This window comes from Streptomyces fragilis (assembly GCF_003112515.1).
GTDB lineage: Bacteria > Actinomycetota > Actinomycetes > Streptomycetales > Streptomycetaceae > Streptomyces > Streptomyces fragilis.
On sequence record NZ_BEVZ01000002.1, the window covers coordinates 1064170 to 1077389 of the forward strand.

The 13220-nt window shown below is 72.9% G+C and carries 13 protein-coding genes; 3 read left to right on the plus strand and 10 right to left on the minus strand.

Going from position 1 to position 13220, the window contains the following annotated elements:
- Window positions 1-111: 111 nt before the first annotated feature.
- Window positions 112-780, minus strand: coding sequence for an MBL fold metallo-hydrolase (locus tag Sfr03f_RS06675; protein ID WP_108952735.1), 669 nt, complete (start codon window positions 778-780; stop codon window positions 112-114).
- Window positions 781-848: 68 nt separating this feature from the next.
- Window positions 849-1376, minus strand: coding sequence for an NUDIX domain-containing protein (locus Sfr03f_RS06680; protein ID WP_108952736.1), 528 nt, complete (start codon window positions 1374-1376; stop codon window positions 849-851).
- Window positions 1377-1475: 99 nt separating this feature from the next.
- Between Sfr03f_RS06680 and Sfr03f_RS06685 the strand changes: the two genes are divergently transcribed.
- A complete protein-coding gene (locus Sfr03f_RS06685; RefSeq protein ID WP_108953497.1) occupies window positions 1476-2618 on the plus strand; it encodes a glycerate kinase in 1143 nt (380 codons plus the stop codon).
- 44 nt (window positions 2619-2662) lie between these two features.
- Here Sfr03f_RS06685 and Sfr03f_RS06690 read toward each other — a convergent pair whose 3' ends face one another.
- Both Sfr03f_RS06690 and Sfr03f_RS06695 read right to left on the minus strand, forming a co-directional pair.
- Window positions 2663-3298, minus strand: coding sequence for a response regulator (locus tag Sfr03f_RS06690; protein WP_108952737.1), 636 nt, complete (start codon window positions 3296-3298; stop codon window positions 2663-2665).
- Window positions 3295-4536 (minus strand): sensor histidine kinase, encoded by a 1242-nt coding sequence (locus Sfr03f_RS06695; RefSeq protein WP_108952738.1) that lies wholly within the window; start codon window positions 4534-4536, stop codon window positions 3295-3297. The genes Sfr03f_RS06690 and Sfr03f_RS06695 overlap by 4 nt, the downstream gene beginning before the upstream one ends.
- A gap of 172 nt (window positions 4537-4708) precedes the next feature.
- Between Sfr03f_RS06695 and Sfr03f_RS30860 the strand changes: the two genes are divergently transcribed.
- Window positions 4709-5995 carry an ABC transporter permease gene (locus Sfr03f_RS30860; RefSeq protein WP_108952739.1) on the plus strand — a complete coding sequence of 429 codons (1287 nt, stop codon included), beginning with the start codon at window positions 4709-4711 and terminating at the stop codon, window positions 5993-5995.
- Window positions 5992-6672, plus strand: a complete 681-nt coding sequence (locus Sfr03f_RS06705; RefSeq protein ID WP_108952740.1) for an ABC transporter ATP-binding protein — start codon at window positions 5992-5994, stop codon at window positions 6670-6672. Before Sfr03f_RS30860 ends, Sfr03f_RS06705 begins: the two co-directional genes overlap by 4 nt.
- A gap of 107 nt (window positions 6673-6779) precedes the next feature.
- On the opposite strand, the gene pssA is transcribed toward Sfr03f_RS06705, so the two are convergent.
- The 6 genes from pssA to Sfr03f_RS06735 all read right to left on the minus strand — a co-directional run bounded on the left by pssA (window position 6780) and on the right by Sfr03f_RS06735 (window position 13210).
- Window positions 6780-7562: a CDP-diacylglycerol--serine O-phosphatidyltransferase gene (pssA, locus tag Sfr03f_RS06710; protein WP_108952741.1), complete on the minus strand. Its 783-nt coding sequence runs from the start codon at window positions 7560-7562 to the stop codon at window positions 6780-6782.
- 67 nt (window positions 7563-7629) lie between these two features.
- Window positions 7630-8286 carry a phosphatidylserine decarboxylase gene (locus Sfr03f_RS06715; RefSeq protein ID WP_108952742.1) on the minus strand — a complete coding sequence of 219 codons (657 nt, stop codon included), beginning with the start codon at window positions 8284-8286 and terminating at the stop codon, window positions 7630-7632.
- Between the two features lie 201 nt (window positions 8287-8487).
- Complete coding sequence (locus Sfr03f_RS06720; protein ID WP_108952743.1) at window positions 8488-9693, minus strand: acyl-CoA dehydrogenase family protein; 1206 nt, start codon at window positions 9691-9693, stop codon at window positions 8488-8490.
- The gene (locus Sfr03f_RS06725) at window positions 9690-10208 is read right to left on the minus strand and encodes a MaoC family dehydratase (protein ID WP_108952744.1); all 519 of its coding nucleotides are present in this window, start codon (window positions 10206-10208) and stop codon (window positions 9690-9692) included. Before Sfr03f_RS06725 ends, Sfr03f_RS06720 begins: the two co-directional genes overlap by 4 nt.
- 3 nt (window positions 10209-10211) lie before the next feature.
- Window positions 10212-11186: an HpcH/HpaI aldolase/citrate lyase family protein gene (locus Sfr03f_RS06730; RefSeq protein ID WP_108952745.1), complete on the minus strand. Its 975-nt coding sequence runs from the start codon at window positions 11184-11186 to the stop codon at window positions 10212-10214.
- Window positions 11183-13210, minus strand: a complete 2028-nt coding sequence (locus tag Sfr03f_RS06735) for a protein meaA (RefSeq protein WP_108952746.1) — start codon at window positions 13208-13210, stop codon at window positions 11183-11185. Before Sfr03f_RS06735 ends, Sfr03f_RS06730 begins: the two co-directional genes overlap by 4 nt.
- Between the last annotated feature and the right edge of the window lie 10 nt (window positions 13211-13220).

Below are 13220 nucleotides of genomic sequence, written 5' to 3' on the forward strand. Positions count from 1 at the left end.
GAGTAGGTCCGGACGGCGGGACGCCGCGAACCCTTATCGCGCCCGCTGCCCGCTGCCCGCCGCCCGCACGGTCGTGCACCGCACGGGCGCCGGAGGGGGGAGACGGCTGCGTCAGACGGCCGCGGCCGCCGCACGCAGGGCGGCCGCGGCACCGTGGGGGACGGGGTCGCCGTGCCCGAAGACCGCCGTCTCGGCCTCCAGCCCGGCGAGCCGGCGCAGCGACCCGACGGCCCGGGCACGGTCGGTGTTGAAGACGCCCAGCATGGTCCGGCCGACGTTGGCGACCGCGTCCCCGGTGAACAGCACCCGCGGCCCGGGCAGGTGGAGCGCGATCGACCCGTCCGTGTGCCCGGGCACCGCCACCACCACCGCCCCGCCGCCGAACTCCAGCACGTCGCCGTCCTCCACCTTACGATCCACCCGGCACGGCGGGGCCGGGGGCAGGGGCGGAAGGGACTCCCGGATCGGCACCTCGAACGCCTCGAGCACCGGCGGCGCCCCGACCGCCTCGCCGCGGATCACCGGCGCCTCCAGCCGGTGGGCCACCACCTCCGCACCGTGCCGGGCGGCCAGTTCGGCGGCCGCGCCCGTGTGGTCCTCGTGCCAGTGCGTCAGCACGATCCGCCGCAGGCGGCCGTCCAGGACCTCCTCGATCCGCGCGGCGCAGTCGGCCGTCCCGGTGTCGACCAGGGTCAGGTCGTCGCCGTCCCGCCACAGATAGGCGGCCCCCACCGGGAAGCGGAGCATGCGCAGCGTCGGCAGAACCTCGATGACGTCCATGCCCCCAGCCTGCACGGCCGGCCCGGCGGGCGCGCAGGCGTTCGCCGACAGCTCACCGGGGAACCTGGTCAGGCCCCCGCCGCGGGTTCGCGGGACGGCCGGTCGACGCGGCGACCGTTCTCCAGCTCGGCCGGGCCGGAGCCGTCGGCGAGGACGTCCAGGGCGGCCGTCACCCGGTGCAGGAGGGAGCCGAGCAGGTACCGGGGCAGTTCCTCGCGGGGTACGAAGCGCCAGGACAGCAGCTCCTCCTCCTGCAGACGCACCGCGGCGACGGACTCCTCGTCCAGCACGCCGCCGTCGTACAGGTACACCACGATCGGCGGGCGGACGGCGGCCTGGACCCAGTCCACGGCGAGCAGACGCCCCGGCGGCACGTCCAGGCCGATCTCCTCGGCGGTCTCCCGCCGGGCGCCCTGGCGAGGCGTCTCGCCGTCGTCGGACTCCACCGTGCCACCGGGCAGCACCCAGCCCTCGCGGTAGTTGGGCTCGACCAGCAGCACCCGGCCCTCGGCGTCACGGAACAGGGTGGCGGCGCCGCACAGGATGCGGGGCAGGCCGGCGATGTAGGCGGCGTACGCCTCGTCGGGGGAGGTCACGCGGGTCAGCCTAGCGAGAGCGGTGCGTGGCCATGGCGGTCGCGGGCGGACGCGTCCTAAGGTCGCTGCGACGGGTGGCCGGAGAGCGGAGGCGTTGTGGTGGAGAAGGCCCGGCGGGTGCTGATCGCCGCGGACAAGTTCAAGGGATCGCTCACCGCGGTCCAGGTGGCCGAACGGGTCACGGCGGGGCTGCGGCGGGTGGCGCCGGACGTCGGCGTGGCCCCGCTGCCGGTCGCCGACGGCGGCGACGGGACGGTGGACGCGGCGGTGGCCGCCGGGTTCACCCGGCACCGGGCGCGGGTGACCGGTCCCGTGGGGGAGCAGGTCGGCGCGGCCTTCGCGGTGCGGGCGGACACCGCCGTGGTGGAGATGGCGGAGGCGAGCGGACTGCAGCGGCTGCCGGGCGGGGTCCTCGCACCGCTCACCGCGACCACCCGCGGCTCGGGGGAGCTGCTGCGGGCCGCGCTGGACGCGGGGGCACGGACGGTGGTGTTCGGCGTGGGCGGGAGCGCGACCACGGACGGCGGCGCGGGCATGCTGGCCGCGCTCGGGGCGCGGTTCCTGGACGCGGACGGGCGGGAGCTGCCGCCCGGGGGAGGGGCGCTCGGGGCACTGGCGTCGGTCGACCTCTCCGGCCTGGACCCCCGGCTGGGCGACGGGACGGTGGACCTCGTCCTCGCGAGCGACGTCGACAACCCGCTGACCGGGCCCTTCGGCGCGGCCGCCGTGTACGGGCCGCAGAAGGGGGCCTCGCCCGAGGACGTCGCGGTGCTCGACGCGGCCCTGGAGCGGTACGCGGAGGTCATGGAGGAGGCCGTGGGAACCCGGGCCAAGGGCCTCGCACAGGCGCCGGGGGCGGGCGCCGCGGGGGGCCTCGGCTACGCGGCGCTGCTGCTGGGGGCGCGGTTCCGGCCCGGCATCGAGGTGCTGATGGAGGTCGTCGGGTTCGCTGCGGAGCTCGAGCGGGCGGACCTGGTGATCACGGGTGAGGGCTCGCTGGACGCGCAGACGCTCCGGGGCAAGGCCCCGGCGGGCGTCGCGGCGGCGGCCGGGGCCGCGGGCATCCCCGTGGTCGCCGTCTGCGGCCGCCTCGCCCTCACCCCCGGGGAACTCCGGGACGCCGGCATCGCCCGCGCCTACCCCCTGGCGGCGCTGGAACCGGACGTCACCCGCAGCGTCGCGAACGCCGGCCCCCTGCTGGAGCGCGTCGCGCAGTCCCTGGCCCAGGACTGGCTCGCCTAGGGCCGCCGGCCGGGAACGCGCCCCAGCCGCGCCGCACTCCCGGGTCAGCGGCGGATGAGGCCGAGGTCGGAGGCGGTGGCCACGGCAGCGGTGCGGGAGCCGGTGCCGAGCTTGGCGTAGACACGGGCCAGATGGGACTTGACGGTGCCCTCGGTGAGGTGGAGGCGCCGGCCGATCGCCTGGTTGGACAGCCCTTCGGCGACCAGGGAGAGCACTTCGGTCTCCCGGCGGGTCAAGGTGGCGTGGGGGGTGCGGAGCCTCTCCATGAGGCGGTCGGCGACGGCGGGGGCGAGGGTGGTGCGACCCGCGGCGGCGCCGCGTACGGCGGCGGCGAGGTCCTCGGGCGGCGCGTCCTTGAGGAGGTAGCCGGTGGCGCCGGCCTCGATGGCGGGCAGGGTGTCCGCGTCGGAGTCGTAGGTGGTGACGATCAGCACCCTGGGCGCGTCCGGCCGGGCGGTGATCCGGGCGGTGGCCTCGGCCCCGCCCATGCCCTTGCCGAAGCGCAGGTCCATCAGGACGACGTCGACGCCGCCCCGCGCGGCGCGGGCGACGGCCTCCTCGGCGGTTGCCGCCTCGGCGACGACGGTGAGGCCGGGTTCGGTCTCCAGCACGGCGCGGAGCCCGGCCCGCACCACCGGGTGGTCGTCGGCCAGGAGCAGCCGGACGGGTGCGTCGGTCACCGGTGGGCCTTACTTCCGTCGTCGCGGGCGGGGGGCTCCGGTGTCACGGGGAGCCGGGCGGCCAGGGCGGTGCCGTGGCCCGGAGCGGACTCGACGGTGAGCGTGCCGCCGAGGTCGTCCAGGCGCGCGCGCATGGCGGCCAGACCGAAGCCTCCGCTCCCGGGGCCGGGGCCGGGGCCGGGGCCGTCCAGCCGGCCGGGGTCGAAGCCGACGCCGTCGTCGGCGACCTCGACCGCCACCTGGTCGCCGAGGTAGCCGAGGGTTACCTCGGCGGTGGTGGCGCGGGCGTGGTGGACGGTGTTGGCGAGCGCGGACTGGGCGACCCTCAGCAGCGCGACCTCGTGCGCGGTCGGCAGCGGCGTGGCACGGCCGGTGAGGCGGAAGCGGGCGGTGACCGGGTGCCGCGCGGAGGTGGTGGAGCACAGGCGTTCCAGCGCTCCGGCCAGGGTGGCCTCCTCCAGGGCGGGCGGGGTGAGGGCGGAGACGAAGCGGCGGGCCTCGGCGAGGTTGTCCACGGCCGCCCGGCGGGCCTGGCCGACATGCCGTGCCGCGGTGTCCGGGGCCGCGGGCAGGGCCCGTTCGGCGGCGCGCAGCAGCAGCTGGATGCTGGAGAAGCCCTGGGCGAGGGTGTCGTGGATCTCGCGGGCCAGGCGTTCACGCTCGGCCAGCACACCGGCGGTGTGCTCCGCCCTGGCCAGGTCGGCCCGCGTCGCGGTGAGTTCCTCGATCAGCCGGCGGCGCTGTTCGCTCTCCCGGTACAGCGCCTGGTACCCCCACACCACCGCGACGGCGACCGCGGCGCCCAGGACCGGGCCGATCGCCATGGCGGGGGCGAAGGAGCCCTGGTGGGCCGCGAAGGCGGCGACCGCCGCGAGCGCGGTCGCGCCGACGGCGGCCAGGCCCGCACGGCGGGGCAGCAGGTGGGTCTGCAGGAAGTACAGGGGGAAGGCCACCCACACCGCGTCGGCGGTGAGCACCAGCAGCACCAGCCAGCAGGCGCCCACGGCGGCCAGCCAGCAGGCCGCGGCCCGCCGGGACCGGCGGACCCGGGGCAGGGCCGGACCGGCGGCGTACCCCACGGCGCACACCGCGGCCGCGGCGACGGTCGCCGCCGCGCGGGGCCCGCCGTCCGCCACGGCACGGCCGGCGGCGAGCACGAGGAGGGCGACGACCAGCAGGTGCAGGCACCAGGTGAGGGCCCGGGAGGTCGGGGTGAGTGCGGGAGCGGCGGCGTTCACAGTGCCTCCAGCCTAAGGAACCGTCCCGCCGGTCGGCCTCCGCCGAAAGTTACAAGCCGGGCGCCGCCCTTCGGCCCGCCAAGTGACGCCCTGCGCCGGATGCCCGCGCGGGGGGCCGCGGCGAGGGTGGTGACACACCCGTTCCACCGCCGGAAAGAGGCAGGCAGAAGTCGTGTTCGTCGCATGGAGAGACCTCAGGTTCGCCAAGGGGCGCTTCGCCCTGATGGGGACCGTCATCGTGCTCATCACCCTGCTGGTCGGCCTGCTGTCCGGCCTCACCGCCGGGCTGGGCCGGCAGAACACCTCCGCGATCACCGGCCTGCCCGCCGACAGGATCGCCTTCCAGGACTCCGGCGGCGGGCTGGACGTCTCGTACTCCGACTCCACGGTCACCGAGGAGCAGTGGCGGCGGTGGGCCCGGACCCCGGGCGTCCGGTGGGCGGAGCCGCTGGGCATCACCACCACCCGGGCCACCGCCGGGGACAGGAGTGCCGCGGTCTCCGCCTTCGGCGTCCGGGCGGGGTCCCGCCTCGCCCCGCACGGCGGGCAGCTGGACGAGCGGTCGGTGGTGCTGTCCGGCACGGCCGCCGACGACCTCGGCGTCCGGCCGGGAGGCACGCTCACCCTGGCCGGGCAGCGGCTGACCGTGGCCGCCGTCGAGGGCGACGCCTCCTTCAGCCACACCCCGGTCGTGTGGACCAGCCTCGACGTCTGGGCGAGGACAGCACCCCACCCGGGCACCGGTCCCGGCACCGGCCCCGGCCCTGCCGCCGGCACCGGTCCCGGCGAGGGCACCGGCACCGGCACCGGCACCGGCCCCGGCGAGGGCACCGAGACCGGCCCCGGCGAGGGCACCGAGACCGGCACCAGCGACGGCCTCGGCGATGGCACCGGTTCCGGTTCCGGCGATGGCACCGATTTCGGCACCGGCACCGGCCCCGCCGCCGCCCGGACCGCGACCGTGATCGCGCTGAACACCGGCCCCGGCGTCGACACGGCGGCCGCCGACCGGGCCGCGGGCACCAGGACCCTCGCCAAGGACGACTCGCTCTCCGCGATCGGCTCCTACACCTCCGAGAACGGCTCCCTGCAGCTGATGCGCGGCTTCCTGTTCGCCATCTCCGCCCTGGTCGTCGGCGCCTTCTTCACCGTGTGGACCATCCAGCGCAGCGGCGACGTCGCCGTCCTCAAGGCGCTCGGAGCCTCCACGGCCGTGCTCCTGAAGGACGCCCTCGGCCAAGCCGTCGTCCTGCTGGCCGGCGGCACCCTCATCGGCACCGGCCTCGCCGCCGCCCTCGGCGCGCTGGTCTCCGGCACCGCCGTGCCGTTCCTCCTGACCCCCGCCACCGTGCTGCTCCCCGCCGCCGTGACGATCCTCCTCGGCGCGGCGGGGGCCGCCCTGTCCGTCCGCCGCGTCACCTCCGTCGACCCGCTGACCGCCCTGGGAAGTGCCCGATGAGCCTGAACCTGACCGACGTCACCCTCACCTACCCCGACGGCGACGCCCGCCTGACCGCCCTCGACCGGGTCACCCTGGACGTCCCCGGGGGAACCCTGACCGCCGTGGTCGGCCCCTCTGGCTCCGGCAAGTCCAGCCTCCTGGCCGTGGCCGCCACACTGATCACCGCCGACTCCGGCACCGTCACCGTCGACGGCGTCGACACCACCGGCATGGGCCGTGGCGAGCTCACCGCCCTGCGGCGCCGCAAGATCGGCATCGTGTTCCAGCAGCCCAACCTGCTGCCCTCGCTCACCGCCGCCGAACAGCTCCAGGTCATGGCCGTCATCGACGGCCGGAGCCCCGGGCGGGCCCGGGCCCGCGCCCTCGACCTCCTCGACGCGGTCGGTCTCGCCGACCTGGCCGACCGGCGCCCCCACCAGCTCTCCGGCGGCCAGCGCCAGCGCGTCAACATCGCCCGCGCCCTGATGAACGACCCCACCGTCCTGCTGGTCGACGAGCCCACCAGCGCCCTCGACCACGAACGGGGCGCCGCGGTCGTCGACCTGATCGCCCGCCTCACCCGCCGGCGGGCCACCGCGACCGTCCTGGTCACCCACGACACCACCCACCTCACCGCCGTCGACCAGGTCGCCGAGGTCCGCGACGGCGTCCTGCGCCGGCCCGCCCGCCGCTGAGACAGGCCCGAGGGGCGGGCCGGGGCGCACGGACGGGCAGCCCGGGAACGCCGACGGCCCCCCGAGCCGTGGAGGCTCGGGGGGCCGTTCGTCAGGCGGGGGCGGCGCTACTGGAGCTGGGCCGCCCGGGCCTCGCGACGGTTGTCGCGGAAGTTGTTCACACGGCGCGCCGTGGCGAACAGCGGGATCACCGCGCCCAGGACCAGCTGCAGCGCGCAGCCGGCCTGCAGCAGCAGCTCGCCGCTGGGCGCACCGGCCGCCCAGGCGACCAGCATGCCCATGGAGGCCACGATCCAGATCAGCATCGCCACCGCGGACTTGCCCCGCGGCTTCGGGTACTCGACGCGGCTCACCATCAGCCACGCCGTCCCCAGCACGGCCAGCAGCGTCGCGACGAACGGAAGCTCGAGCAGGACGATGGAGACCACCGTCAGCGCCCCGAACGGGGACGGCATGCCCTGGAACGTCCCGCTCGGCACCGTCACGATGGAGAACCGCGCAAGCCGCAGCACCACCGCCAGCAGCACCACGATCGCGGCCAGTGCCGCGACCCGCTGATGCGCGTCGTCGGCGACCATGCCGTACACGAGCACGAAGTACGCCGGCGCCAGGCCGAAGCTGATCAGGTCGGACAGGTTGTCCAGCTCCGCGCCCATCGGCGAGGCCCGCAGCTTGCGGGCGACCTGGCCGTCGAACAGGTCGAAGATCGCCGCGGCCAGCATCAGGATCACCGCGGTGGCCGCGCTGTGACGGGCCATGCCCGTCTCCTGGCTGCCGGTGAGGTGCGGGATCAGGATGCCCGTGGTGGTGAAGTACACCGCCATGAAGCCGCAGGTCGCGTTGCCGAGCGTGAGGGTGTCGGCTATCGACAGGCGCAGCGACAGAGGCATCTCCTCCTCGTCGCACTCCTCCGCAGGGCCGTCCGCCGAAGGCGACCAGCCGGTACTCGGATCTCGGTCAGTCACGGTCAATGCGAGTCACCCCAGCCACGGTCTTCTGGCCGACCTCGACCGCGACCTCCACCCCGGCCGGGAGGTACAGGTCGACGCGCGAGCCGAACCGGATGAGACCGATCCGCTCGCCCTGCTCGACCTTGGTCCCCTTGGGGATGTAGGGCACGATGCGGCGGGCCACCGCGCCGGCGATCTGGATCATCTCGATGTCGCCGAGCTCGGTGTCGAAGTGCCAGACGACGCGCTCGTTGTTCTCGCTCTCCTTGTTGAAAGCGGGGACGAACCCACCCGGCACGTGCTCGACCGACGTCACGGTGCCGGCCAGCGGCGCGCGGTTGACGTGGACGTTGAGCGGGCTCATGAAGATGGCGACGCGGGTGCGGCCGTCCTTCCAGGGCATGATGCTCTGCACCACGCCGTCGGCGGGCGAGATCACGCGGCCCTGCGTGATCTCACGCTCCGGGTCCCGGAAGAACCACAGCATGCCCGCCGCGAGAGCGGTGGCGGGCACGGCCACGGCCTTGGCCGCGCCGGAACGGCGCGCCCGGAGCAGGCTGAGTGCGGCCGTGGCGACCGTCGGCGCGAGCCACGGCGACGCTCCCCGCGCGAGCCGGGTGCCGGCGATGCTGTCGCGGTGTGCAGAGTCTTGGCTGTGGGGCATGGAAGACCTTCGTAGCGGGATGGTGCCGCGCTGCAGTTCTGGGGACGGCGGCTTTCCGGAATCGTACCGGGCAGGCACTGCAACTGGGCAAGCCAGAAGCCGAGTCGAGGACCGGGAGCGCTGACGGGGTGTGATCTTCTTCTCGAAGAAAACACCCCGTAGCGGGACAATCGGCCGGGCTGTGACCGGAACTCTCCGGAATCAGCCCTGGAAGCGGTACTCCTCGAGGAGTCTGCGACCAATGATCATCTTCTGGATTTCTGCGGTGCCTTCACCGATGAGCAGCATCGGAGCCTCTCGGTAGAGGCGCTCGATCTCGTACTCCTTGGAGAAGCCGTAGCCGCCGTGGATCCGGAAGGCATCCTCCACGACCTCCTTGCAGTACTCGCTGGCGAGGTACTTCGCCATGCCTGCCTCGAGGTCGTTTCGTTCCCCGGAGTCCTTTTTGCGGGCTGCATTCACCATCATCGCATGAGCGGCTTCGACTTTGGTGGCCATTTCGGCCAATTTGAACTGGATCGCCTGGTGCTGGGCGATCGGCTTGCCGAAGGTGTGGCGCTGCTGCGCGTACTGCACGCCCAGCTCGAACGCACGCTGTGCGACGCCGCAGCCACGGGCCGCCACATTCACGCGCCCCACCTCGACGCCGTCCATCATCTGGTAGAAGCCGCGGCCGGTTTTGCCACCCAGTACCCGATTGGCCGGAATTCGCAGGCCATCCATGATGAGCTCGGTGGTGTCGACCCCCTTGTAGCCCATCTTGTCGATCTTCCCGGGGATGGTCAGCCCGGGGAGGACCTCGCCGAAGCCGGCCGGCTTCTCGACGAGGAAGGTCGTCATCGACCGGTGCGGCGCGGTGCCCTCGGGGTGTCCTTCGTCACTCTTCACCAGCACGGCCACCAGCGTGGACGTCCCGCCGTTGGTGAGCCACATCTTCTGCCCGGTGAGGACGAAGTCCTCGCCGTCGCGGACCGCCTTGGACGTGATGGCCGACACGTCCGAACCGAGCGCCGGCTCCGACATCGAGAAGGCGCCGCGGATCTCGCCGGCCGCCATCCGCGGAAGGAAGTACTCCTTCTGCTCGTCGGTGCCGTGCTGCTTGATCATGTAGGCGACGATGAAATGGGTGTTGATGATGCCGGAGACCGACATCCAGCCCCGGGCGAGCTCCTCCACGCACAGCGCGTAGGTCAGGAGCGACTCGCCCAGACCCCCGTACTCCTCGGGGATCATCAGCCCGAACAGGCCGAGTTCCTTCAGGCCGTCGACGATCGCCTGCGGGTACTCGTCGCGGTGCTCCAGCTGGGTGGCGACCGGGATGATCTCCTTGTCCACGAACTCCCTGACCGTGGACAGGATCTCCTGCTGGACGTCGGTCAGACCGTGGGTCCGGGCGAGTCGGCTCATCCCTTGGACTCCTTCTCCTTCAGCTCGGGCCGGCCGGGCTGCTCGCCGCCGCGCTCCTTGATGTACGTCCCGGTCGGCACCATCACCTTGCGGCGGAAGACGCAGACCAGCGTGCCGTCCTGCTTGTAGCCCTTGGTCTCCACGTACACGATGCCGCGGTCGTTCTTCGACTTCGAGGGCCACTTGTCGAGCACGGTGGTCTCGCCGTAGATCGTGTCGCCGTGGAAGGTCGGCGCCACGTGCTTGAGCGACTCGATCTCCAGGTTGGCGATCGCCTTGCCCGAGACGTCCGGCACCGACATGCCGAGCAGCAGCGAGTAGATGTAGTTGCCCACCACGACGTTCTTGCCGAAGTCGGTCGTCTTCCCGGCGTAGTTGACGTCCATGTGGAGCGGGTGGTGGTTCATGGTGAGGAGGCAGAACAGGTGGTCGTCGTACTCGGTGACCGTCTTCCCCGGCCAGTGCTTGTACGTAGCCCCGACCTCGAACTCCTCGTAGGTGCGCCCGAACTGCACGGCTCAGCCCTCCGGAATCTCGAACTTGCTGGTGCGCTTCAGGCCGGCCGCGCGGCCCTTGCCCGCGATGACCAGCGCCATCTTCCGGCTCGCCTCGTCGATCATCTCGTCGCCGAGCATGGCCGAGCCCTTCCTGCCGCCCGCGTCCGAGGTGCACCATTCGTACGCGTCCAGGATCAGCTCGGCGTGGTCGTAGTCCTCCTGGGAGGGGGAGAAGACCTCGTTGGCGGCGTCCACCTGGCCCGGGTGCAGCACCCACTTGCCGTCGAAGCCCAGGGCCGCGGCGCGCCCGGCCACCTCGCGGAAGCCGTCCACGTTGCGGATCTGCAGGTAGGGACCGTCGATCGCCTGGAGGTCGTTGGCGCGGGCCGCCATCAGGATCTTCATCAGGATGTAGTGGTAGGCGTCGGCGCCGTAGCCGGGCGGCTGCTCGCCGACCACCAGGGACTTCATGTTGATGGAGGCCATGAAGTCGGCGGGGCCGAAGATGATGGTCTCCAGACGCGGCGAGGCCTCGGCGATCGCGTTGACGTTGTTGAGGCCCTGGGCGTTCTCGATCTGCGCCTCGATGCCGATCCGGCCGACCTCGAAGCCCATCGTCTTCTCGATCTGGGTGAGCAGCAGGTCCAGCGCGACGACCTGCTCCGCGTTCTGCACCTTGGGCAGCATGATGCAGTCCAGGTTCGGGCCGGCGCCCTCGACGACCGTGACCACGTCCCGGTAGGTCCACTCGGTGGTCCAGTCGTTGACCCGGACCACGCGGGTCTTGCCCGTCCAGTCGCCCTCGTTGAGGAACTTGACGATGGTGTGCCGGGCCTCCGGCTTCGCCAGCGGCGCGCAGGCGTCCTCCAGGTCCAGGAACACCTGGTCCGCGGGCAGCCCCTGGGCCTTCTCCAGGAAGCGCGGGTTGGAGCCGGGGACCGCCAGGCAGGAGCGCCGGGGGCGCAGACGGTTCACGGACGGCTGGGGCGCGGTCATGCGGGGACCTCCAGGGGGTCGAGCTTGTGGGCCTTGCGGATCTCGTCGACGATACGGCCGATGATCCCGGTGATGTCGAAGTCCTTCGGGGTGAACACCGCGGCCACCCCGGCGGACCGGAGCTGCTCGGCGTCCGCGCCCGGGATGATGCCGCCGGCGATCACCGGGATGTCGTCCGCGCCGGCCGTGCGCAGCCGGGTCAGGACGTCGGGCACCAGCTGGGCGTGCGAGCCGGACAGGATGGACAGGCCGACCGCGTGCACGTCCTCGGCGAGGGCGGCGTCCACGATCTGCTCCGGCGTCAGCCGGATGCCCTGGTAGACCACCTCGAAGCCGGCGTCGCGGGCGCGCACGGCGATCTGCTCGGCGCCGTTGGAGTGCCCGTCCAGGCCCGGCTTGCCGACCAGGAAGCGCAGCTTGCCCACGCCCAGGTCGCGGGCGGTGGCCTCGACCCGGCGGCGGACCTCGGCGAGCCCGGTGCCCTCCTCGGCCGCCACCGCCACCGGGGCGGACGAGACGCCGGTGGGCGCCCGGTACTCACCGAACACCTCCCGCAGCGCTCCCGCCCACTCCCCGGTGGTCGCCCCCGCACGGGCGCATTCAAGGGTGGCTTCCATGAGGTTGTCGTCGCCGCGCGCCGCCTGCTTCAGCCGCTCCAGCGCCTTGCACGGGCGCGGGTGGTTGAACGGCGGCTGGTAGCGGGTGTCCCGCCAGGCCTGCAGCGAGGCGATCACCCGGGCCTCGACGGCCGGGTCGACCGTCTGGATGGCCGTGTCCAGGTCCGCGGTGAGCGGGCTGGGCTCGGTCGACTCGAAGACGTTCACGCCGACGATCCTGTCGAGTCCCGACTCGATCCGCGCCCGGCGCTCGGCGTGCGAGGCGACGAGCTGGGACTTCAGGTAGCCCGACTCCACGGCGGCCATCGCGCCGCCCATCTCCTGGATGCGGTCCATCTCCGCCCAGGACGCCTCGACCAGCTCGGCGACCTTGGCCTCGATCACCGTCGAGCCCTCGAAGATGTCGCCGTACTCCAGCAGGTCGCTCTCGTAGGCGAGGACCTGCTGGATCCGCAGCGACCACTGCTGGTCCCAGGGCCGGGGCAGGCCCAGCGCCTCGTTCCAGGCCGGCAGCTGCACGGCGCGGGCGCGGGCGTCCTTGGAGAGGGTGACGGCCAGCATCTCCAGCACGATCCGCTGGACGTTGTTCTCCGGCTGCGCCTCGGTCAGGCCGAGCGAGTTGACCTGGACGCCGTAGCGGAAGCGGCGCTGCTTGGCGTTCTCGATGCCGTACCGCTCACGGGTGACGCGGTCCCAGATGCGGGTGAAGGCCCGCATCTTGCACATCTCCTCGACGAATCGGACGCCGGCGTTGACGAAGAACGAGATCCGGGCGACGACGTCGCCGAACTTCTCCTCGGGCACCTGGCCGCTGTCGCGGACCGCGTCGAGCACGGCGATCGCGGTGGACATCGCGTAGGCGATCTCCTGGACCGGGGTGGCTCCCGCCTCCTGCAGGTGGTAGCTGCAGATGTTGATCGGGTTCCACTTCGGCATGTGGGTGACCGTGTAGGTGATCAGGTCCGTGGTCAGCCGCAGCGAAGGCCCGGGCGGGAAGACGTGCGTCCCCCGGGAGAGGTACTCCTTGACGATGTCGTTCTGGGTGGTGCCCTGCAGGGCCGCGACGTCCGCGCCCTGCTCCTCGGCGACGACCTGGTAGAGCGCCAGCAGCCACATGGCGGTGGCGTTGATGGTCATCGAGGTGTTCATCTTCTCGAGGGGGATGTCCTCGAAGAGACGGCGCATGTCGCCGACGTGGGCCACCGGGACCCCGACCCGGCCGACCTCGCCGCGGGCGAGGACGTGGTCGGAGTCGTAACCGGTCTGGGTGGGCAGGTCGAACGCCACCGACAGGCCGGTCTGCCCCTTGGCGAGGTTGCGCCGGTACAGCTCGTTGGACGCCTCGGCCGTCGAGTGGCCGGCGTACGTCCGCATCAGCCACGGACGGTCCTTCTGACGCTCTGACATCTGTCTTCCG